19 protein-coding genes are annotated in these 20,548 nt (G+C 55.5%); 7 read left to right on the top strand and 12 right to left on the bottom strand.

The window, feature by feature from the left end; all coding sequences use genetic code 11:
* Positions 1 to 2 precede the first annotated feature (2 nt).
* From arnF to arnB, 7 genes are read right to left on the bottom strand one after another with little or no spacing between them, the layout of a single operon-like run.
* Positions 3 to 389 (bottom strand): 4-amino-4-deoxy-L-arabinose-phosphoundecaprenol flippase subunit ArnF, encoded by a 387-nt coding sequence (arnF, locus tag HVX64_RS15590; RefSeq protein WP_043000034.1) that lies wholly within the window; start codon positions 387 to 389, stop codon positions 3 to 5.
* A complete protein-coding gene (gene arnE, locus HVX64_RS15585) occupies positions 389 to 724 on the bottom strand; it encodes a 4-amino-4-deoxy-L-arabinose-phosphoundecaprenol flippase subunit ArnE (protein ID WP_044258530.1) in 336 nt (111 codons plus the stop codon). The genes arnF and arnE overlap by 1 nt, the downstream gene beginning before the upstream one ends.
* Positions 721 to 2,376 carry a lipid IV(A) 4-amino-4-deoxy-L-arabinosyltransferase gene (gene arnT, locus HVX64_RS15580; RefSeq protein ID WP_044266224.1) on the bottom strand — a complete coding sequence of 552 codons (1,656 nt, stop codon included), beginning with the start codon at positions 2,374 to 2,376 and terminating at the stop codon, positions 721 to 723. Before arnT ends, arnE begins: the two co-directional genes overlap by 4 nt.
* Complete coding sequence (gene arnD / locus HVX64_RS15575) at positions 2,373 to 3,275, bottom strand: 4-deoxy-4-formamido-L-arabinose-phosphoundecaprenol deformylase (RefSeq protein WP_044258536.1); 903 nt, start codon at positions 3,273 to 3,275, stop codon at positions 2,373 to 2,375. The genes arnT and arnD overlap by 4 nt, the downstream gene beginning before the upstream one ends.
* On the bottom strand, positions 3,272 to 5,254 hold the full coding sequence (arnA, locus tag HVX64_RS15570) for a bifunctional UDP-4-amino-4-deoxy-L-arabinose formyltransferase/UDP-glucuronic acid oxidase ArnA (RefSeq protein WP_130098089.1): 1,983 nt from the start codon (positions 5,252 to 5,254) through the stop codon (positions 3,272 to 3,274). The genes arnD and arnA overlap by 4 nt, the downstream gene beginning before the upstream one ends.
* Positions 5,254 to 6,234: an undecaprenyl-phosphate 4-deoxy-4-formamido-L-arabinose transferase gene (gene arnC, locus HVX64_RS15565; protein ID WP_104446747.1), complete on the bottom strand. Its 981-nt coding sequence runs from the start codon at positions 6,232 to 6,234 to the stop codon at positions 5,254 to 5,256. The genes arnA and arnC overlap by 1 nt, the downstream gene beginning before the upstream one ends.
* Before the next feature lie 2 nt (positions 6,235 to 6,236).
* Positions 6,237 to 7,376, bottom strand: coding sequence for a UDP-4-amino-4-deoxy-L-arabinose aminotransferase (gene arnB / locus HVX64_RS15560; protein WP_044258542.1), 1,140 nt, complete (start codon positions 7,374 to 7,376; stop codon positions 6,237 to 6,239).
* A 280-nt stretch (positions 7,377 to 7,656) separates the two neighbouring features.
* On the opposite strand from arnB, the gene HVX64_RS15555 reads away from it, so the two are divergent.
* Complete coding sequence (locus HVX64_RS15555; protein WP_043000041.1) at positions 7,657 to 8,262, top strand: histidine phosphatase family protein; 606 nt, start codon at positions 7,657 to 7,659, stop codon at positions 8,260 to 8,262.
* Between the two features lie 48 nt (positions 8,263 to 8,310).
* On the opposite strand, the gene nudI is transcribed toward HVX64_RS15555, so the two are convergent.
* Positions 8,311 to 8,736, bottom strand: coding sequence for a nucleoside triphosphatase NudI (gene nudI / locus HVX64_RS15550; protein WP_044258544.1), 426 nt, complete (start codon positions 8,734 to 8,736; stop codon positions 8,311 to 8,313).
* A 311-nt stretch (positions 8,737 to 9,047) separates the two neighbouring features.
* On the opposite strand from nudI, the gene HVX64_RS15545 reads away from it, so the two are divergent.
* The 6 genes from HVX64_RS15545 (at position 9,048) to yfaU (ending at position 15,291) form a co-directional block, all read left to right on the top strand.
* Positions 9,048 to 9,590 (top strand): YfaZ family outer membrane protein, encoded by a 543-nt coding sequence (locus HVX64_RS15545; protein WP_043000043.1) that lies wholly within the window; start codon positions 9,048 to 9,050, stop codon positions 9,588 to 9,590.
* Between the two features lie 114 nt (positions 9,591 to 9,704).
* Positions 9,705 to 10,901 (top strand): nicotinamide mononucleotide deamidase-related protein YfaY, encoded by a 1,197-nt coding sequence (locus HVX64_RS15540; RefSeq protein ID WP_044258546.1) that lies wholly within the window; start codon positions 9,705 to 9,707, stop codon positions 10,899 to 10,901.
* Positions 10,902 to 11,113: 212 nt separating this feature from the next.
* On the top strand, positions 11,114 to 11,896 hold the full coding sequence (locus HVX64_RS15535; protein WP_044258548.1) for an IclR family transcriptional regulator: 783 nt from the start codon (positions 11,114 to 11,116) through the stop codon (positions 11,894 to 11,896).
* A gap of 14 nt (positions 11,897 to 11,910) precedes the next feature.
* The gene (rhmD, locus tag HVX64_RS15530) at positions 11,911 to 13,116 is read left to right on the top strand and encodes an L-rhamnonate dehydratase (protein WP_044258737.1); all 1,206 of its coding nucleotides are present in this window, start codon (positions 11,911 to 11,913) and stop codon (positions 13,114 to 13,116) included.
* A gap of 56 nt (positions 13,117 to 13,172) precedes the next feature.
* The gene (locus tag HVX64_RS15525; RefSeq protein WP_044258550.1) at positions 13,173 to 14,462 is read left to right on the top strand and encodes an MFS transporter; all 1,290 of its coding nucleotides are present in this window, start codon (positions 13,173 to 13,175) and stop codon (positions 14,460 to 14,462) included.
* A gap of 25 nt (positions 14,463 to 14,487) precedes the next feature.
* Positions 14,488 to 15,291 carry a 2-keto-3-deoxy-L-rhamnonate aldolase gene (yfaU, locus tag HVX64_RS15520; protein ID WP_044258552.1) on the top strand — a complete coding sequence of 268 codons (804 nt, stop codon included), beginning with the start codon at positions 14,488 to 14,490 and terminating at the stop codon, positions 15,289 to 15,291.
* 45 nt (positions 15,292 to 15,336) lie between these two features.
* Here yfaU and HVX64_RS15515 read toward each other — a convergent pair whose 3' ends face one another.
* From HVX64_RS15515 to glpA, 4 genes are all read right to left on the bottom strand, one after another.
* Entirely contained in the window at positions 15,337 to 16,263 is a 927-nt protein-coding gene (locus HVX64_RS15515) for an Rpn family recombination-promoting nuclease/putative transposase (RefSeq protein ID WP_044258553.1), read from the bottom strand.
* 182 nt (positions 16,264 to 16,445) lie between these two features.
* Entirely contained in the window at positions 16,446 to 17,636 is a 1,191-nt protein-coding gene (glpC, locus tag HVX64_RS15510) for an anaerobic glycerol-3-phosphate dehydrogenase subunit GlpC (RefSeq protein WP_044258556.1), read from the bottom strand.
* Positions 17,633 to 18,892 carry a glycerol-3-phosphate dehydrogenase subunit GlpB gene (glpB, locus tag HVX64_RS15505; protein WP_044258557.1) on the bottom strand — a complete coding sequence of 420 codons (1,260 nt, stop codon included), beginning with the start codon at positions 18,890 to 18,892 and terminating at the stop codon, positions 17,633 to 17,635. The genes glpC and glpB overlap by 4 nt, the downstream gene beginning before the upstream one ends.
* Positions 18,882 to 20,510, bottom strand: coding sequence for an anaerobic glycerol-3-phosphate dehydrogenase subunit A (glpA, locus tag HVX64_RS15500; protein WP_043000051.1), 1,629 nt, complete (start codon positions 20,508 to 20,510; stop codon positions 18,882 to 18,884). Before glpA ends, glpB begins: the two co-directional genes overlap by 11 nt.
* Positions 20,511 to 20,548 lie beyond the last annotated feature (38 nt).

The following is a 20,548-nucleotide window of genomic DNA, read 5'->3' as shown; positions in this document are numbered from 1 at the left end:
CGTCAGCGCGTTTTCCGCGGTGCGGGCAGAAAAATGAACATCAGTCCGGCCATGATACACAGTACGCCCAGCAGTGCTTTCAGAGAAAACGTGCCCTGCCAGCCGGGTAAGATTATCGACGCCACCCACACCAGCACATAACTCAGGCTGAGCAGCGCGTAAGCCTTGCTCAGCGCGAGGTGATGCAGCGCGTTATGCCAGCAGAAAACCGACAGCAGATAGCCCACTAAACTGGTGAATAGCACGAGCGTACCGGTATGGAGGGAGAACAGCACCGGGATAAACGTCTGCCACTGTGTCATCGGCGGCAGGTTTGCCATCGCAAAGCTCAGGCCCAGTTGCGCGACGGATGTGATGATCACGCTGCACAGTCCCCAGAGTAATCCCATTACGCCGCACTCCCCAGAATAAAAATACCGCTGATGATCAAGACGATGCCCAGCCAGTGACGAAGCGCCACCGGTTCACGCCAGATTTTCCATGCCAGCAATGTGACCCAGACAAAGTTGAGACTGAGCATCGGGTAAGCGATACCCACGGGAATGTTCTGCAATACCAACAACCACAGGATCATCGCCAGGCCAAGGCAGGCGATCGCCAGCCCCAGCCACAGGGCAACATGGCGTCTTCGCGCGCGGGTCGGCACGGGGAGCGTTGCCTGTTTCTGGCATAATTGCCCTGCAACGCTGAGCAGGCTGGCGAGTACTAATACCAGCCAGATCATTTGGGACGATACTGAATCAGCACCAGACGCCCCTGATTATCGATACTGTCAGCAGGGGGAATGGCAAGGCGGTTGATGTCTTCATCCTTCGCGATGGTGAGCACGAGCGTAATAATACCCTCCTGACGGTGCTGGCTGAGCCAGTCCGCAAAATCGCCGTAGCGAATGAACCGGCCTTTAGCATCGGGATAGTTAAGGCCATATTTCAACTCGCCGGTTTGCCCGTACATTAAAATGTCGTCGCGCTTCAGGCTCCAGGCCAGCCCGGCGGCGACGCCTACGCTGTCGGTAAGAATGTAGCGGCTTGGCGCCAGGTTTTCCCGGGTCATCTCGACAAAAAACTGTGGCTGTTTGGATTCCATGACCCGATCGGGCACGGAAAAACCAAACAACAGCGCCAGCGCCACGGGACACAGCGCGGCATAAATCCAGCTCTTTTCGGTGTTAGTCAGCGTATACCAGCCGAAAAAAGTCCACAGAGCAAACATCCCCAGCGTGCAGAAAACCTTATACACCTCAATGTGCATCCAGACCGGCGATTTCAGCGGTCCCCACGGCGAGACAACCAGCGTAGCGATAATCCCGATGACGCCGAACAGAATATTGATCCAGCCGTTGATGCGCAGCGCGGCAAAGCCCTTTTCCGCTGCGTTCAATCCGTATCTCGCCATCAGTATGGCGAGCGGGGCGAAACAGGACAGAATATAGGTCGGTAATTTGCCTTTCGCGATGCTGAAAAACACCAGCGGCATTACGATCCAACCGAGCAGATAGAATGCGCTGCGCGATTCATCTCGCGTCTGCCAGCCGGTCTTTAAGGCTCCGGGAAGCAGCGCAAGCCACGGCAGGCTTCCGGCGATCAGCACCGGCAGATAGTACCAAAACGGCGCTTTGTGCTGGGCGTCATCCATCGCGAAACGCTGGATGTGTTCGACCCAGAAAAAGTAGTGCCAGAAATCGGGTTCACGTTGGGCGATTGCCAGTCCCCACGGCAGAATGACGACGACACAACTGATGACCGCTAATCCGCCAAAGAGGAACAGATCTTTCCAGCGTTTCTGCGCGGCGACCCACGGCAGAACGCTGAGCACCGGTACCGCAAGCGCCAGAAAACCCTTGGTCATCACGCCCATCCCGCAGGTGACGCCCAGCAGCAGGAATCCTGCACTTTTCCCTTGCCAGGTGGTTGCCTGCATCGCCTGCCAGAAGCAGCACAGTCCCGCCATTAGCCAGAGCGCAATCAGCGGATCGAGCACCGCATAGGTGCCAATCCCGTAGACAATAAACAACGACAGGAAGATGATGGCCGACAGCAGGGCGGTACGCGTATCGCGCCATAGGCGCATGGCAAGCCATGCCACCAGCACGGCGGTGACCAGCGTCGCAAAAATGGCGCCCGCGCGAACGCCGAAATTGTTCGCACCAAACAATCCCTGCCCGATGCTGTTGATCCAGTACCCGGCAATGGGTTTTTCAAAGTAACGGACGCCAAGAAAATGAGGAACAAGCCAGTCGCCGGAGGCCAGCATTTCACGACTGATCTCGGCATAGCGTGTTTCATCAGGTTGCCACAACAGACGCAGGTTGATGGGGATGATGTACCAGAACGCGATTAGCGCGGCCAGTATCTGATAATAACGGGTGTTTTTCATCGTATGACACTCATTGCTTGCTGGCAGCCTAACCATCCTTCTCTTCCCGCGATGTGACCGCGAATAATCTCTCCCGGCGGCAAGGTGTTGCGATCCTCAGGCAGGAGATCGCCAAGTGGGCAGAAGGTGATGCCCGCATCGGCCGCACGCTGGAGCAGTTCCTCAAACTGGCTGTGCCAGGCACCGCCTTCGACTTCGGCATGAATGGTATACACCGGCGTACCGGTATCCCGCTGTATTCGGGAGAGGATCCAGTCGTTGAAATCCTCTGCCTGAACCTCACGACCCACCGCTTCATCCCACGTGGGCAACGTGACCGGAATTTGTGGCGTAGCGAACGCATCAGCCCCGAGAACCGGACGGAACGGCGCCCAGCCGCGGCAGTCGCTGTTGTATCGCAGAGGAAATGCCTCTTTGACGAGCACCACACGCTGGTCAGCGCGCCAGCCCGCGACGGCTGAACAGGTCACGGGCTGGCCGGTGATGGCCTCAAGGGCGGCTATTCCATGTGAAATATCGGCGATCAGTTGCTGTTCGCTCCACTGAGGACTTCGGGACTGCCAGGCGTGGTGATCCCAGGCGTGCAGCCCCGTTTCATGCTGGCGTGCCGCTTCACGGATAATCTCGGCGTTTGCGCGACCGATTTCTTTTCCCGGCCAGGCGGTACCGGCCAGCAAAATATCCCAGCCGTAAAGAGATGCGGCGTTTGAGCGCAGCATTTTCCACAGAAACTGCGGTTTAATCAGGCGCCAGAGATGGCGCCCCATGTTGTCAGGCCCAACGCTGAAGAAAAAACTTGCCCGAATGTGGTATCGGCTCAATGACGCTAACAGGCGCGGCACGCCTTCGCGGGTGCCGCGGAAGGTATCGACATCAATACGCAAGCCGACTTTTGTCATGATGAATGTTCCGTGAGATCTACACTGCGCAGGAAGAAATCCAGCGTCTCGTCAACCGTTTCGCGCATATCGATGGTAGGCTCCCAGTCCAGGCAACGTTTTGCATTACGGATGTTGGGCTTACGGTGCTCCACATCCTGATAGCCTTTGCCATAATAGCTGCTGCTTTCAACCACCCGTAACCCGGCAAACGGTGGAAAATGATGGCGCAGTGGATGTTTGTCGAAACTCTCCAGCAGCATTTCCGCCAGTTCCTTGATGCTGGCTTCGTTTTCCGGGTTGCCGATGTTGATGATTTCACCGTCGCAGCGACCCCCCGCATTTTCAATGATCCGGTACAGCGCTTCGATGCCGTCGCGGATATCCGTAAAGCAGCGTTTCTGTTTTCCGCCTTCGATAAGCTTAATCGGCGAGCCTTCCACCAGGTTAAGGATCAACTGTGTGATGGCGCGTGAGCTGCCAATTCGCGCAGAATTCAGGCTGTCGAGTCGCGGCCCCATCCAGTTGAAGGGGCGAAAGAGGGTAAAGCGGAGCCCGTCTTTTTCGCCATAGGCCCAAATGACACGGTCGAGAAGCTGTTTGGACACCGAGTAAATCCAGCGGGGTTTATTGACCGGCCCGACAATCAGATTCGAGCTGTCTTCATCAAACACTTTGTCGGTACACATCCCGTACACTTCAGAAGTCGAGGGGAAAATGATCCGCTTACGGTATTTCACGCAGTAGCGAATGATTTTCAGGTTTTCTTCAAAATCCAGTTCAAAGACGCGCAGTGGGTTGCGGGTATATTCAATTGGCGTGGCAATGGCCACCAGCGGCAGCACCACGTCGCATTTCTTAACGTGATATTCGATCCATTCAGAGTGAATGCTGATGTCGCCTTCCACAAAATGAAAACGCGGGTGGTTGAGGAAGCGGCCAATCGCATCGCTGCCGATATCCAGACCATAGATTTCGTAGTGGTCTTCGCGCAGCAGGCGTTCGGTAAGATGGTTGCCAATAAAACCATTCACGCCGAGGATCAGCACGCGGGTACGGCGCTTGCTGGTGGCCAGTGACTGACTGTTTAAACGAGACCCCGCAACCAGGCCGAGAACCTGCGCTAACTGTTCACCCTGCATGGTGATGCCGTTACCCGCCTGTCCGGTCATTACCTCCAGTGCGCCTTCGGAACAGGCGATCAGCAGGGGCGCGACGGAAATCACGGTACCCGGTTGCGCGGTCTGGGGCTGTGAGTGGACGCGGGATGACCAGATGGTGAATTTTTGCGTGCCGGAATAGCTGAACGCGCCCGGCCAGGGGGCCGCGACCGCCCGCACCATGTTATACAGCGTCGTTGCCGGTCGGTTCCACGTCAGGAAACTGTCTTCAGGCGTGCGACGACCAAAGTACGTTGCGTCGCTCTCGTTTTGCAAAACGTCACGCGTCTCTCTTCGTTTGATAACGGGTAGTGCCTGTTCCAGCACCTGTCGGGCGGTCTGGCAAAGCTTATGATGTAGCGTAAGGGCCGTATCGTCAGGCGAAATAGCGACACGCTGTTGCCCGATAATGGCGCCTGCATCGGCGCGGTTGACCATGCGATGCAGCGTCACGCCGGTTTCGCTTTCGCCATTCACCAACACCCAGTTCAACGGGGCGCGACCGCGATACTTTGGCAGGAGTGAACCGTGCAGGTTGAATGCACCAGCCGGAGCCTGTTCCAGAATTGCATCGCTGAGCAGATGACGGTAATAGAAAGAGAAAATAACGTCAGGAGCGAGTTGGCTGATACGCTCAGCCCAGATTGGATGGTTCACGTCATCCGGGGCGTAGACCGGGATCCCCGCCTCAGCGGCCAGGCGAGAAACGGAGCCAAAAAACGTGTTTTCTCCTGGATTATCCGCATGTGTAAAAATGGCGGCAATGTCATAGCCGGCGTCGAGCACGGCCTGAACGCCCAGACAGCCCATATCGTGATACGCGAAGACAACGGCTTTCATTATTGATTTTCCTTTGTAGAGAGCGGGCTTTCCGGACGAATAACTTGCTGGACGAAATAGCGGGGGCGGGCGCGAACATCGTTGTAAATTCGACCGATATATTCACCGAGTAATCCCATGCCGATGAACTGCGCGCCGATAAAGGTAAACAGAACGGCAAACAGCATGAATACCCCTTCAGCCGCCCATTGTGGCCCCAGCGTCAGGCGGAGAATGACGAGGAGTATCGACAGAGTAAATCCGGTAACGGCGATGACGCTGCCGAGCAGGCTCAACATGCGCAAAGGCGTCGTCGTCAGGCAGGTCACCAGGTCGTACATCAGGTTAATCAGCCGCATAAAGCTGTATTTGGAATCACCAAATTCACGTTCCGCGTGATGAACGGGGATCTCCGTGGCGCGCCGGGCAAAAATATTCGCCAGAATCGGGATAAATGTGCTGCGCTCATGACAATGCAACATGGCATCGATAATGTGCCGGCGATAGGCGCGAAGCATGCAGCCGTAGTCGCCCATGGCTTTGCCCGTGGTGCGCTGAATCAGATGGTTGATCATCTTCGAGGCGGTTTTACGGAACAGACTGTCCTGACGATTCTGGCGTACGGTGCCAACGACGTCATACCCTTCATCGGCTTTTGCCACCAGACGCGGGATCTCTTCCGGCGGGTTTTGCAGATCGGCATCGAGCGTAATGATCAGGTCGCCAGTAACGTGACTGAATCCCGCCATGATGGCGGAATGCTGCCCGTAGTTGCGATTGAGTAAAATCGAAACGATGTGGCTGCCTTCAGCTTCTGATGCGTCGATCAACAACCGGGCAGAATGGTCGCTGCTACCGTCATCAATCAACAGGATTTCATAGTCTTTTCCCAGACTCTCGCAGGCCGCAGTGGTTCGCCTGAACAGTTCCGGCAGGCTTTCCTGTTCGTTATAGACAGGGATCACCACCGACACTTTCGTAATCGGAAGAGCTTCAAACATGGTTATTTACCTGCAATCTGGCGAAGTGCGGTGATGACACGAGCGGTATCCGCCGGGGTCATATCAGGAAACAGCGGTAGCGAGCAGATACGTGCGCTGTTCCATTCGGTATGGGGGAGCGACAGGGTGTTAAAGCGCTCGCGGTAATATTTCTGCGTGTGTGCCGCGCGAAAATGCAAACCGGTCCCGATTCCCTGGGCTTTGAGTGCCTCCATCAGCGCGTCACGACTGATGCCACAGCGATCTTTGTCGGTACGAATAATAAACAGATGCCATGCATGGACGTGGGGCCATGACGGCAGGCTCAGCGGTTGAAACGGCAGATCGGCCAGCGCTTGTTGGTACGCGTGGGCGATAGTTGCCCGGCGACGGTTTAGTGTCTCTAGTTTGTCTAACTGAACCAGCGCCATCGCTGCGTTAATATCGGTTAGATTGTATTTGTAACCTGGTGTCAGTACCTCGGCCTGAGGCGCGCGACCCCAGGTCTGGCGATCGTAGGCATCCACGCCGAGTCCGTGGAATTTCAGGGCGCGTAACTGCCGGGCGAGTGGCTCATCATCGGTGACGATCAGTCCTCCCTCTGCGCAGGTGACATTCTTGATGGCGTGAAAGGAGAAAATCGCGGTACCTCGTGCGCCGACGTGACGACCCTGATAATAAGTCCCGACCGCGTGGGCGGCATCTTCGATAACCGCAATGCCGTGACGTTCCGCAAGGGCGTAAATGGCATCCAGATCGGCCGGTGCGCCGGCGTAATGGACGGGAATAATGGCTTTCGTGCGCGGCGTTATGGCAGCTTCAATGTGCTCAGCGGTGACCATCAGCGTGTCGCGGTCGACATCCACCAACACTGGGGTGGCGCCCAATAGCACAATCATGTTCAGGGTGGAAACCCAGGTCATTGACGGGGTGATGACTTCATCACCGGCACCGATTCCCAGCGCCATGAGGGCGATATGCATACCTGCCGTGGCGGAGCTGACAGCAATAGCGTGGTGGTTTCCCGTCAGCTGGCAGAAGGCCTCTTCCAGTTGCTGATTTTTCGGGCCGGTCGTAATCCATCCGGAATCAAGAACCGCTTTGATTGCGGCAAGTTCTTCCGTACCTATCGCCGGGCGAGAGAAAGGCAGAAAATCAGACATTATATTTCCTTTAGCCATTTGGATACTGCGATCCTCTTATTTATTAAGTCATAAACAGGAGGCTAAATGAGGATTATCCAGTTAAAGCCAAATAATAGTGGCTGAATATTAATTTAACCTTAAGAACTTAACGTTAAGAAAATATATCCGTTTTTCTCTATATTGCATTTGCATTGGCCAGGGTTTTCAGGCATTTTGCCCACTTAAATGATCATGCCTTTGATTAAGCAGTACGCCGTAAAGTGATATTTCTGTTCGCCGGTAACGGGTGGAGTTTATTGTGTTTATCGTGTCCCAGTATTTCATTAAATCCAAAAAATATACGGTTATCCTGTTATCAGCGCTGGTGATAATGGTAGGGCTGGGCAGTCATTTCGCCTGGAGTAGTAACGGATTGCCGCGAATCGATTCCCGTACCCTGGCGGTACTGGCAAAACAGCATCCGGTGGTGGTGTTGTTTCGTCATGCCGAGCGCTGCGACAGATCAGACAATCTCTGCCTGTCGGATAAAACCGGCATTACCGAGCATGGCGCGAAGCAAGCCCGTGCGTTGGGTGCCGCGTTTGGTAAAGAGATAAAAGACTACGATTTGTATGCCAGCGATACGGTACGCACCATTCAGTCAGCGACCTGGTTTTCTGCGGATAAAAAACTGACGGTAGATAAAGGCATGCATGCCTGTGGGCGGGGGACTTATCAGGCCATTGAGCGTTTAGCCAATAAGTCGGAAAATAAAGATGTGGTAATTTTTACCCACAATCATTGTTTGACATATCTGGCAAAAAATATGCGGGGTGTAAAATTGACCCCGGATTATCTGGACGGCCTGGTGATGCATGTCGATAAGGGAAAATTATTCCTTGATGGCAAACTGGTATCACTCTAACCCCTATTATGAATAAAAAATGACAGCCGTAATGGCTGTCATCAAATATTACAATAACCCTTTCAGTGTTAAGGTTTTCACCGTCGCAACGTTCAGATCGTATTTCGCTAAATCTTCCGGCTTGACCCAGGCAAACGCCTGAAACTCGTCATTGATATGTACCTCACGATTGGCAGCGATGCAGTCGAAAATCAGGTAAATCATATAAATCTCTTCCTGACGGCCATCGGGGTAGGTTTTGGTACGGATATCATCGCTGAAGGTCCAGGGTTTGATATCAGTCAGAACCAACTCAGTACCCAGTTCTTCGTGAATCTCACGGCGCAGGGCCTCTTCAATGCGTTCCCCTGGTTCAACGCCACCACCAGACAGTGCCCATTGGCCCGGGAAAACGCCCCGGTCGTCGGCCATCTGGCACAGGAGATAACTTCCAGCATTCTGTATTAAGGGGCAAACAATAGTCCTTTGACGCACGGTAATGTTCCTTGAAGCAGAGGGAGTGTTAGCAGGGAAAAGTTTATCCCCTGGCAACAGGGGAGAAAATGTTTATTTTCTATTCATATGAGAAATGTACTTTGATGGATTGCTATGAATAAAAAATAGTATCCTGGCGCTTTTCCGGACGGTAAAGAGGGTTAATGGGACTCTTCTTGCCTTTGAACAGTATTATTTAGTTACAAAATGCTGCACGATCGCTTTTTTAGCTCATTGATTCCTTTAGCGCTGGCAGTACAATCCTGCGGCTTTGGGGAACTTTACGTATTTGCTTGCTGGAAAGGGTAAAAATGAAAAAAAGCGTATTATTTGGCATAGCGGGAATGCTGTTCGTTTCCGCCTCTGCGAGTGCAATGAGCATCAGCGGACAGGCGGGTAAGGAATATACCAACGTTGGCGTCGGCTTTGGCACCGAGTCCACGGGACTGGCGCTGAGCGGTAACTGGATGCATAGCGATGACGACGGCGACGTCGCGGGTCTGGGGCTGGGGCTAAATCTACCGCTCGGTCCGCTGATGGCGACGGTGGGCGGCAAAGGGGTCTATACCAACCCGAACGACAGTGATGAAGGCTATGCTGCTGCGGTTGGCGGTGGATTACAGTGGCCAATAGGCGACAGTTTCCGCCTGTTCGGCGAGTACTACTACTCACCGGACTCGTTATCCAGCGGGATCCAGAGCTATGAAGAGGCGAATGCCGGCGCGCGTCTGACGATCATGCGTCCGCTCAGCATCGAAGCGGGTTATCGCTACCTCAACCTGGCGGGTAAAGACGGCAATCGTGATAACGCCATTGCGGACGGCCCGTATGTTGGGGTCAATGCCAGCTTCTGATTTTGGTGGCGCGGTCTTCTGCCGCGCCACTTTTGTTACCTTCCTGATATTTCTCTACCACGCCACTTCCCCCTTTGCGTTATAGTGTTTTCATCATAAAAGCAGGAGAACACGATGTTAAACGTGGAGATGTTATCCACCGGGGATGAAGTGTTGCACGGGCAAATCGTCGACACGAATGCAGCCTGGCTGGCCGATTTTTTCTTTAATCAGGGATTGCCCTTAACCCGTCGTAATACGGTGGGCGATAACCTCGATTGCCTGGTCGCCATTCTGCGCGAGCGGAGTCAGCATGCTGACGTACTGATCGTCAACGGTGGACTGGGGCCGACCAGTGACGATCTCAGCGCGCTTGCTGCGGCGACGGCGAAAGGGGAAGGGCTGGTTCTGCACGAAGCCTGGCTTGCCGAGATGGAACGATTCTTCCGAGAGCGCGGCAGAGTGATGGCGCCCAGCAACCGCAAACAGGCGGAACTGCCCGCCAGCGCTGAATTCATCAATAATCCTGTCGGCACCGCCTGTGGTTTCGCGGTACAGCTTAATCGCTGTCTGATGTTCTTTACGCCGGGTGTACCGTCAGAATTTAAGGTGATGGTAGAACATGAGATCCTGCCGCGTCTGCGCGAGCGCTTCTCTCTCACTGAACCGCCGCTGTGTCTGCGTCTGACCACCTTTGGTTGTTCGGAAAGCGATCTGGCGCAAAGCCTCGACTCGCTTTCATTACCAGAAGGGGTGACGCTGGGTTACCGTTCTTCGATGCCGATTATCGAACTGAAATTAACCGGACCGTATGCCCAGCGCGAAGCGATGCGCAGTCTGTGGCAGGAGGTCAAACGCGTTGCTGGCCAAAGCCTGATTTTTGAAGGTACCGAGGGACTTCCGTTGCAAATCGCCCGCGAGTTGCAGAAAAGGCAGCTCAGCCTGACGCTGAGCGAGCAGTTCACCGGCGGGTTGGTGGCACTGCAGCTCTCCCGCGTGGGCGCGCCGCTGCTGGCCAGTGAAGTGGTGCCTTCGCAGGAAGAGACGCTGGCGCAGACTGCGCACTGGACGACAGAACGGCGCGATAACCATTACGCCGGACTGGCGCTGGCGATCTCCGGGCTGGAAAACGATCACCTGAATTTTGCGCTGGCGACCCCCGACGGGACGTTTGCCCTGCGCGTGCATTTCAGCGTGACCCGTCACAGTCTGCTGGTCCGTCAGGAGGTCTGTGCGATGATGGCGCTAAACATGTTACGTCGCTGGTTCAACAAGCAGGATATTGCCAGCGAACACGGCTGGATTGAGGTGGTTGAATCCCTGACGCTGTAGTCTTTACCTCGCCCGAAGGCATTGCGCTTTTCGGGCTGATTCTTTTTTTGTCCAACCCATTGTACTCCCCACGAAAAAATCCGTGCGCCACCTCACATTCCTGCACGTAATTTCTCCATTCTGCTGGAAGAAAGGCGCGACATGACGCGCTTCACAAATTTACCTGGCGCGACCGATCACACTGATTCCAGTATCTCAGACTGGAGTCCAGTATGTTGGAATCAAGCAAAGTCCCGGCGCTCACCCGCGCCATCGATATTCTCAATCTGATTGCGCGGATTGGCCCCTGTAGCGCCGCCACGATTATCGAAACGCTGGGTATTCCCAAAAGCACGGCGTACCTGCTGTTGAGTGAACTGAAGCGTCAGCGGTTTATCAGTGTCGATCACCAGGAGAACTTTTGTCTGTGGACCAAACTGGTAGAACTCTCCGGCCATGCGCTCAGCAAAATGGATCTGCGTGAACTGGCGCGACCACGCCTGACGCAACTGATGGATGAAACGGGGCTGCTCTGCCATTTGGGGATCATTGACCATGAAAGCGCGTATTACATCCTGAAGGTGGAATCGTCTTCGACCATCAGCGTGCGCTCTCACGAAGGGAAAAGCCTTTCGTTGTATCGCTCTGGTATTGGTAAGTGCCTGTTGGCCTGGCAGCCCGCCGCCGTGCGTAACGCCATTATTGAACAGTTGGTGTGGGAGCAGACGACCCCCACCACGATCACCCAACCTCAGCAACTTAGCGATGAACTGGAACGCATCCGTCAGCGCGGCTGGAGCTTCGACAACGGAGAGGATTATCCGGATGTACGCTGTGTTGCTGCCCCTGTATTTAATGCCAATAACGAACCCGCCGCCGCCATTTCGGTGGTTGGCACTCGCTTAGAAATTAACGAAGAGAATCGTGATTATCTTGCCGGCAAAGCCATTGCCTGCGCGAAGGATATTTCACGTCTGTTGGGATGGAAAAGTCCCTTCGATTCACTCGCATCATAATAATGGAGAACATCATGACCCTACCCAAAATTAAACATGTCCGCGCCTGGTTTACCGGTGGCGCTACCGCAGAAAAAGGCGCTGGCGGCGGTGATTATCATGACCAGGGGGCGAATCACTGGATTGACGATCATATCGCCACGCCGATGAGCAAATATCATGAATACGAACAGTCACGCCAGTCCTTTGGGATTAACGTGCTGGGTACGTTGATTGTCGAAGTTGAAGCCGAAAACGGACAGACGGGATTTGCGGTCTCTACGGCAGGGGAGATGGGGTGCTTTATTGTTGAAAAACACCTCAATCGCTTTATCGAAGGAAAATGCGTCAGCGATATCAAACTCATTCACGATCAGATGCTCGGTGCGACCATGTATTACTCAGGCTCTGGCGGTCTGGTGATGAACACCATCTCCTGCGTTGATTTGGCGCTGTGGGATCTTTTTGGCAAGGTGGTCGGCCTGCCGGTCTACAAACTGCTGGGCGGCGCGGTGCGCGATGAAATTCAGTTTTACGCCACGGGTGCTCGTCCGGATCTGGCAAAAGAGATGGGCTTCATTGGCGGCAAAATGCCGACGCACTGGGGACCACACGACGGCGATGCGGGGATCCGCAAAGATGCCGCGATGGTGGCGGAGATGCGTGAGAAGTGCGGCCCGGATTTCTGGTTGATGCTGGACTGCTGGATGAGTCAGGACGTGAATTACGCCACGAAGCTGGCTCACGCCTGCGCGCCATCTAACCTGAAGTGGATCGAAGAGTGTTTACCGCCACAGCAGTATGAAGGCTATCGCGAACTGAAACGCAATGCGCCGACAGGCATGATGGTCACCAGTGGTGAACACCACGGCACACTGCAGTCCTTCCGTACGCTGGCGGAAACCGGTATCGATATCATGCAGCCGGATGTCGGCTGGTGCGGCGGCCTGACCACGCTGGTCGAGATTGCTGCGATTGCGAAATCGCGCGGACAACTGGTGGTACCGCACGGCTCGTCGGTCTACTCACATCATGCGGTGATTACCTTCACCAACACGCCGTTCAGTGAGTTCCTGATGACCAGCCCGGACTGCTCAACCATGCGTCCGCAGTTTGACCCGATTCTGCTTGATGAACCGGTACCGGTACAGGGCCGCATTCATAAGTCCGTGCTGGATAAACCAGGATTCGGCGTGGAGCTTAACCGCGACTGCAATCTGAAACGGCCTTATAGCCACTAATGACCTGTGCGTTGCCGCAGCGTCGGCAACGCCCTCATCTCTTTGAGGATCTTGCTATGAGTACCACTCTTCTTGATGGCGTGGTGAAGAAAAACCGCGCACGTTTAATCCCGTTTATGCTGGCACTGTATGTACTGGCGTTTCTGGACCGTTCGAACATTGGCTTTGCCAAAGAGACCTATCAGATTGATACCGGGCTGAGCAACGAAGCCTATGCGCTTGGCGCGGGGATTTTCTTTGTGGTCTACGCCTTTCTTGGCGTGCCCGCTAACCTGCTGATGCGCAAGCTGGGGGCCCGAACCTGGATTGGCACCACCACGCTGTTGTGGGGATTCCTCTCCGCCGCGATGGCGTGGGCGGATACCGAGGCGAAATTCCTGATTATCCGTACCCTGCTGGGAGCGGCGGAAGCCGGTTTCTTCCCCGGCATGATCTATCTCACCTCGCAATGGTTCCCGCAGCGTAACCGCGCCAGCATTATGGGGCTGTTTTACATGGGGGCGCCGCTGGCGTTGACGCTGGGATCGCCGCTGTCCGGCGCGCTGCTGGAGATGCACGGTTTCATGGGGCATCCTGGCTGGTTCTGGATGTTCGTTATCGAAGGTTTGCTGGCAGTTGGTGCCGGGGTCTTCACCTTCTTCTGGCTGGATGATACCCCGCAGCAGGCCCGTTTCCTCAGCGCAGAAGAGAAAGCGGCGCTCATAAGCCAACTGGCGAGTGAAGAAGAGAAGAAGACCACGTCAAAACTGACGGATGCCCTGCGTAACGGACGCGTCTGGCAACTGGCGATTATCTATCTGACGATTCAGGTGGCGGTGTACGGACTGATTTTCTTCCTGCCGACTCAGGTTGCTGCACTGCTGGGCACCAAAGTCGGCTTCACGGCGTCGGTGGTGACTGCCATTCCATGGGTTGCCGCACTGTTCGGGACCTGGCTGATCCCTCGCTACTCAGACCGTACGGGTGAACGTCGTAATGTCGCTGCGCTGACGCTGCTGGCGGCGGGGATTGGCATCGGCGTATCCGGGCTGGCGTCTCCGGTGGTGGCGATTCTGGCGCTTTGCGTAGCGGCTGTCGGTTTTATCGCCGTACAACCGGTGTTCTGGACCATGCCGACGCAATTACTTTCCGGCACCGCGCTGGCGGCGGGGATCGGCTTCGTGAACCTGTTTGGCGCGGTGGGCGGGTTTATTGCGCCAATCCTGCGCGTGAAGGCGGAAACGATGTTTGCCAGCGATGCCGCAGGACTGTTGACGCTGGCGGGCGTCGCCATCATCGGCTCATTGATTATTTTCACCCTGAGCGTAAATCGTCCCGCGTCGCAACCGGGTGCTGCGCATCAATAAGTTTATCCATGTTGTAAGGATCATTATGAACGCATTGTTAGCAAACCCTTTTAAGGACGCACTCCGCAAAGGGGAAGTACAAATCGGACTGTGGCTGAGTTCGACCACCTCTTATATGGCGGAAATTGCCGCGACGTCGGGTTATGACTGGCTGCTGATCGACGGCGAACACGCGCCGAACACGATGCAGGATCTCTATCATCAGTTGCAGGCGATAGCCCCTTACGCCAGCCAGCCGGTGATTCGTCCGGTAGAAGGCGCTAAGGCATTGATCAAGCAGGTACTGGATATCGGCGCGCAGACGCTGTTGATACCGATGGTCGATAGCGCAGAACAGGCGCGGCAGGTGGTTGCTGCGACCCGTTACCCGCCGGTGGGGGAGCGCGGCGTCGGCGCCAGCGTGGCGCGGGCAGCGCGCTGGGGACGCATTGAAAACTATATGGCGCAGGCCAATGAGTCACTTTGTTTACTGGTGCAGGTTGAAAGTAAAGCCGCGCTGGATAATCTGGATGCGATCCTCGATGTAGACGGGATTGACGGCGTGTTTATTGGTCCCGCCGATCTTTCGGCTTCGTTGGGGTATCCGGACAACAGCGGGCACCCGGAGGTGCAGAGGATTATCAAAGAGAGCATCCAGCGCATTCGTGCGGCCGGAAAAGCGGCGGGTTTTCTCGCCGTCGATCCGCTCATGGCGCAGAAATGTCTGGAATGGGGGGCAAACTTTGTCGCCGTGGGCGTTGATACTATGTTGTATACCGACGCGCTGGATCAGCGGCTGGCAATGTTTAAGCCCGGTCAGACGATGCCGAAACTGAAAAGCAGTTACTAAATCCATAGCCCGGCGGCGCTGCACCGCCGGGCCATCTGTCAGACTTTACGGACTGTTTGCCATGATATCGTCGAGTGACAGTCCGGTTATCATCAACACCTTGTCGCGTTCGATCCCGCTCTTCAGCATCATCCGCGCGATACGTAATGCCTCCTTCCTGGTGCCTTTTTGTAATCCTTCCTGTCGTCCCTTCTGTAGCCCCGTGTCGTGGCCTTCCTGCCGAAGCCTTTCTGCAATCGTCATCAATTTCTCCTTGTGATGGGGAACTCGCTCAGCGACGTTACGGATAAAGTCACTGAAGCGGGACACATCGCCGTACTGCACCAGATAATTAAACAGTGTATGCAACTGGCTGTCATTAGCAGTACCTGTAATTAACAGCGTGACCAGTCGATCAACCAGCCCCATCAAATCACGATCGCGGATATGTTTTTGCATCAGTTCCAGCAGAGCTATGCGCTTATGCTGCATGATTTCGTCGTCAGAGATGACCGTGATATCGATCAACGGAAAGGCTTCCGTGTAGAGTTGCCGCGCCAGCTGTGGGTCGTTAAATTCGTCCAGCCAGTTCAGTGAGAAAGGGTATGGGCTTTGTTCGCCATGATAAAACAGCATCGGGATCACCAGCGGCAGGGTTTTATTTCCGCTATCAAGGTGGTGTTGCATCGCGGCAGTGGCATAGCGCATCAAACGAAAGGCCATGTGCGGCACGGCGGTACTCTGATGTTCGATAACGCAGTAAATATAACCCTCACCCTCGCGTGTTTTCAGCGACCACAAAACATCGGAATAGTAGGTTCTCAGGTCGTCTTCAATGAAGGTGGTGGATTCCAGTTTGAGCGTGGTTAACTCGCAAAGTTTGCATAATGACTCAGGAAGATGAATCTTAAGAAAATCCTGCGCAATTTCAGGATGGGTCATCATCTTTTTAAACACGGCATCGTGCGGTGTTGACGTCGTTGATTTCACCATGGTTGTCCATCACCAAAGAATCCAGTGACGTGACGATACGAGGTTACATTAAGGGCTGCATGCCCGAAATTCAGTCTTTGCGAAGAGGGACGGGAGATAAATACGTACGACGGTAACGTATTCAATTTTGTGGAAGGCTAAACGCAAAAACGCCCGGGGCACCGTGCCGCCGGGCGAGTCATTTAGCCTAATGCTTTCGCCAACAGGGTGATCGGATGTTCGCAGCGTTTGCTGGTGGACATCTCGATTTGCCATTTGCAGGTCTCGCAGTCGGTCACCACAATATCCGCGCCGCTGTCTTCAATCTGTTTAAACAGCGGTGCGCCGATGGCTTGCGAGGTAGGATAGTTCTCTTTTTTAAAGCCGTAGGTACCAGCTATTCCGCAGCACTGAGAATCCAGCACCATGAGTTCCAGCCCCGGAATGCGGCGTAACAGTTCAAGGGTGTACAGCGTCCAGCCCATTTTTTCCATATGGCACGGCGTGTGATACACCACTTTTAACGGTAACGGCTTCAGCGGCAGGGTTTTTCCTTCGTCCAGTTTTCGCCACAGCCAGCGGGTTGCCAGTTCGATATGTTCCCGCAGACCGCTGTTGTCGACGTCCAGCACTTCCGGGTACTCGTCACGCAGCGCAAAAGTACAGGTCGAGGAAGTGGCAATGACCGGAATCCCCTTCACGCCAATCGCTTCACGCAGTGATTCGACGTTAGTCACCGCCTGTTTACGCGCCTTGTCGGTGAACCCGTTGGCAATCAGCGGCACGCCGCAGCACTTCTCTTTACTCAATAACTGGACGCCGGTGCCCATCGCGTTCAGCACTTTGATCAAATCTTTGCCGAGCTGCGGATGGTTGTAATTCACAAAACAACCGTGGAAGAAGGCAACCTGATCGTTGTACTGTGCCTGCTGGGCCGCCACGCTGCGATACCAGCGGCGGAAGGTGCCGAAAGAGTATTTTGGCAACGTCCGGCGATGGTCGATTTTCAGCGCGTAATCGAGCAACTGGCGCACCGGTTTCAGTGACGTTGCCGTGTTGACCACCGGCGCGAACGGGGTGGAAACACTGCCCATCAGATCGGTGTGGCTTAAGATAAAGTTACGCAGCGACGGGGTGGAGGTGTCATATTTTGCCCGCGCGCGCTGAATGATATCGCCGATTTTGACGTCAGACGGGCAGGCCACTTCGCAGCGTTTGCAGTTAATGCAATATTTCAGCGCGTCGTCGTACAGCGCGCCATCTTTCAGACGCAGGCGCTCGCCGTCGGGACCGGCCTGTTTGGGGCCCGGGTAACCTGGATTCACACGGCTGACCGGACAGGCGGTAGTACAGACCGTGCATTTGATGCAACTTTCAAAACTCGTATCGCTCATTGCTCACCTCCTGCACGTGCTGCAATGTGATGGGCGGCATGTAACGCGGTGACTGCGCAGACGCCGCCTCCGCATCCCTGGGCAATGGGGTCGAATCCGCCGAGAACCGAGCCAATCGCATAGAGGTTGTCTACGGTTTGTCCGGCCAACGACGGGCGCAGCGCCTCATCAGTGGTGACGCCAAACTGTTGCCAGGGTTGCGCGTCAAAGAAATCGCGTTGATACCATTCGGCGCGGGTCGCCGTTTGCTGAACATCCAGTCCCAGAATCGGTTCGCGGATCCCTTCACGTTCGGCAAGCAGGCCGCTGCTAAAGAAACTCCCGCTGGCAAGCACCGCGAAACGCGGGCGTAGCGGAATGTCCGCGTGGTTGCGCGTCCAGATTTCGCTCACCACGCCATTTTTGCAGGTGACTTTCTTCACCTCATCGCCTGGCATCCAGATCCCGCCCTGACGGACGAACTGACGCTGCAACTGGTTATGCAGACGGATCCCCAGCACCGATGGCGGTAGCGTAGGCAGTAGCATGAGCGAGCATGGCAGACGCTCGTTGAGCCAGCGCCAGAGGCGGTCATCCGCCAGACCAAAGCAGGCGGGCATGATGATCATTTCGCAGGTTTTTGCGATCGGCAACAGCGCGTCATACAACAAGGGCCATTTATCTTCGTTATCCAGAAAACGCGCAATATTCACCGCCCGAAATTCGGTGGCGTTGTCACGCAACACGTCCAGTTCCGGCAGGTCGATTTCGGCGGTTTCAACCGTCAGATCCTGTTGACGTAAAGAGGCCGCCGCCAGGTGCGCCTGAAAATCGAGTAAGCCGCTAATGCCCACCACACAAAGGCGTTTTGCCGCCAGCGGCCAGACAGGGACTTCCGGTGAACTGAGCCAGGTCGAACGCAGTGTGCCGAGCGGGGTGACCCGCTGATGTGACTGCCGAACCTCGCCTTGCAAATGCGCGCCGGAGGCTTCCAGCAGCGCCTGTGTCTGTTCAGCGAGTGTCAGAACGCGTTGTGTACCCAGCGTGGCGTAGGGATGTGTTGGGGCCTGTTCGCGCAGGGCGTCCAGACCGGCAGTGATGTCATTCACTGGTTGCCCGTCCGGTAGCGCGCTGAGCAGATCCAGCGAGCCGGAAGAGAAGTGCAGCGCGCTCTGACCGCGAGTGACCACCGCACAGCGTAATCCGCTCTTTTGCAACTGCAGTCCGCACAGCAGTCCGGCGAGACCGCCGCCCATAATGACCGTATCAAATCTCATCGCGAGGCTCCTTTTCCAGACCACATAATCCCTGGTATACCCAGCGGGTAAATTCGCTTTCGCGCAGGGCATCACCCCAGGCGATCGGTTGTACGCCTTTCCAGCGTTCGTTGAGGAAGTCTGACAACTGGGTAATGGACTGCGCAGCGGTGGTGATGTTAAAGCGTTGCAGCAACCCGGCGGCACGGCAGGCGCAGAGCTCGCCCTGACAGGTGCCCATCCCCACGCGGGTGCGACGACGGAGATCAAGCAGGCTGTTGACGTTTAAATTTTCGACGGCGTACTGCACTTCACCCGCGGTGACGGCTTCACATTCACAGACCAGACTGCGGTGCTGACGACCATGACTCAGCCATGCTGGCGTACGGTCGCCGTGGCGATACACCGCGGAGCCTCGCAGTGGGGCTGGCAGAGAGATCACGCGCTTCAGCGTGCTTTCCGTGGGTTCCTGCGAGCCCGGTAGCGGCGTGTCTGCAGTGATGCAAGGACGCGTGTTACCCAGTTTCCGGCAGACCGCGTCGGTGGCCCATTCCGCCATAAGACGATAAGTCATCAGTTTGCCGCCGGTAATCGTGATAAACCCGTCCAGACCGTCGCGTTTCGCGTGATCGAACAGCACAATGCCGCGACTGACGTTACGACCGCTGGGATCGTCATCGCTTGCCACCAGTGGACGCACCCCGGAGTAGGCGCGCAGAATGCGCGTTTTCGCCATGATCGGCGCCAGCTTTTCACCTTCGCGCAGCAGAATATCGACCTCATCGGCGGTGACGCGGTTGCTGTCGATATCATTGTAATCAATGTGGGTTGAGGTGGTGCCAATCAGCGAAATGGTATCGCCGGGTACCAGAATATCGGCGTCGGAAGGCTTGCGGCAGCGGTTAATGACGTGCTGGTTGATGCGGTGGTCCATAATGAGCAGCGACCCTTTCGCCGGGAACATGCGGATACTCAAATCGGCATATTCCGCGATCCGCTGTCCCCAGATCCCGGCGGCGTTCACCACCACCGGCGCATGCAGCGTTTGCGTTTCGCCATTGAGATGGTTGCGCACATGGACACCGCTAACGGTCGCGCCTTCACGGATCAACCCCGTCACTTCGTGGGCGGTCAGGATAATGGCACCGTGCTCTTTCGCATCAAGCATGTTGGCTGCAGTCAGGCGGAACGGATCGACCGTTCCGTCCGGCACTTTGACCGCGCCGATCAGCTGTGGATTCACCGACGGTTCGATAATCCGCGCCTGTTGCGGATCGATCGCTTCTGCCCGAATGCCCGCTTCTTCACAGGCACGGATAAAGGTGGCCTGAAAGGAAAGCTCATCTTCGGGCAGGGTAATAAACAGACCGTCTGTCGGCTCAACGCAGTGGCGGGCGATACGTTTCAGAATTTGGTTTTCGCTGATGCATTCGCGGGCAGATTCGGCGTCAGTCACCGCATAACGTGCGCCGCTGTGCAGCAGCCCGTGGTTACGACCGGTCGCTCCGGTCGCAATATCATGACGCTCGACTAAAATAACACGGAGTCCACGCAGCGCGCAGTCGCGGGCAATCCCTGCGCCAGTGGCACCACCCCCAATGATAATCACGTCACTGGTTTGCGAGTCGCGAGTTTTCATTGTTTTCCCTCACAGTTCGTTTTTTATCATTTAGCCAC

Source organism: Citrobacter sp. RHB20-C16, assembly GCF_013890155.1.
Lineage (GTDB): Bacteria > Pseudomonadota > Gammaproteobacteria > Enterobacterales > Enterobacteriaceae > Citrobacter_A > Citrobacter_A amalonaticus.
This window is presented reverse-complemented; position numbering and strand designations above follow the sequence as displayed.

Coding starts and splice junctions, on each gene's coding strand:
- arnF (WP_043000034.1), bottom strand. CDS start 389: ATGGGATTACTCTGGGGACTGTGCAGCGTGATCATCACATCCGTCGCG.
- arnE (WP_044258530.1), bottom strand. CDS start 724: ATGATCTGGCTGGTATTAGTACTCGCCAGCCTGCTCAGCGTTGCAGGG.
- arnT (WP_044266224.1), bottom strand. CDS start 2,376: ATGAAAAACACCCGTTATTATCAGATACTGGCCGCGCTAATCGCGTTC.
- arnD (WP_044258536.1), bottom strand. CDS start 3,275: ATGACAAAAGTCGGCTTGCGTATTGATGTCGATACCTTCCGCGGCACC.
- arnA (WP_130098089.1), bottom strand. CDS start 5,254: ATGAAAGCCGTTGTCTTCGCGTATCACGATATGGGCTGTCTGGGCGTT.
- arnC (WP_104446747.1), bottom strand. CDS start 6,234: ATGTTTGAAGCTCTTCCGATTACGAAAGTGTCGGTGGTGATCCCTGTC.
- arnB (WP_044258542.1), bottom strand. CDS start 7,376: ATGTCTGATTTTCTGCCTTTCTCTCGCCCGGCGATAGGTACGGAAGAA.
- HVX64_RS15545 (WP_043000043.1), top strand. CDS start 9,048: ATGAAAAAAAGCGTATTATTTGGCATAGCGGGAATGCTGTTCGTTTCC.
- HVX64_RS15540 (WP_044258546.1), top strand. CDS start 9,705: ATGTTAAACGTGGAGATGTTATCCACCGGGGATGAAGTGTTGCACGGG.
- HVX64_RS15535 (WP_044258548.1), top strand. CDS start 11,114: ATGTTGGAATCAAGCAAAGTCCCGGCGCTCACCCGCGCCATCGATATT.
- rhmD (WP_044258737.1), top strand. CDS start 11,911: ATGACCCTACCCAAAATTAAACATGTCCGCGCCTGGTTTACCGGTGGC.
- HVX64_RS15525 (WP_044258550.1), top strand. CDS start 13,173: ATGAGTACCACTCTTCTTGATGGCGTGGTGAAGAAAAACCGCGCACGT.
- yfaU (WP_044258552.1), top strand. CDS start 14,488: ATGAACGCATTGTTAGCAAACCCTTTTAAGGACGCACTCCGCAAAGGG.
- HVX64_RS15515 (WP_044258553.1), bottom strand. CDS start 16,263: ATGGTGAAATCAACGACGTCAACACCGCACGATGCCGTGTTTAAAAAG.
- glpC (WP_044258556.1), bottom strand. CDS start 17,636: ATGAGCGATACGAGTTTTGAAAGTTGCATCAAATGCACGGTCTGTACT.
- glpB (WP_044258557.1), bottom strand. CDS start 18,892: ATGAGATTTGATACGGTCATTATGGGCGGCGGTCTCGCCGGACTGCTG.
- glpA (WP_043000051.1), bottom strand. CDS start 20,510: ATGAAAACTCGCGACTCGCAAACCAGTGACGTGATTATCATTGGGGGT.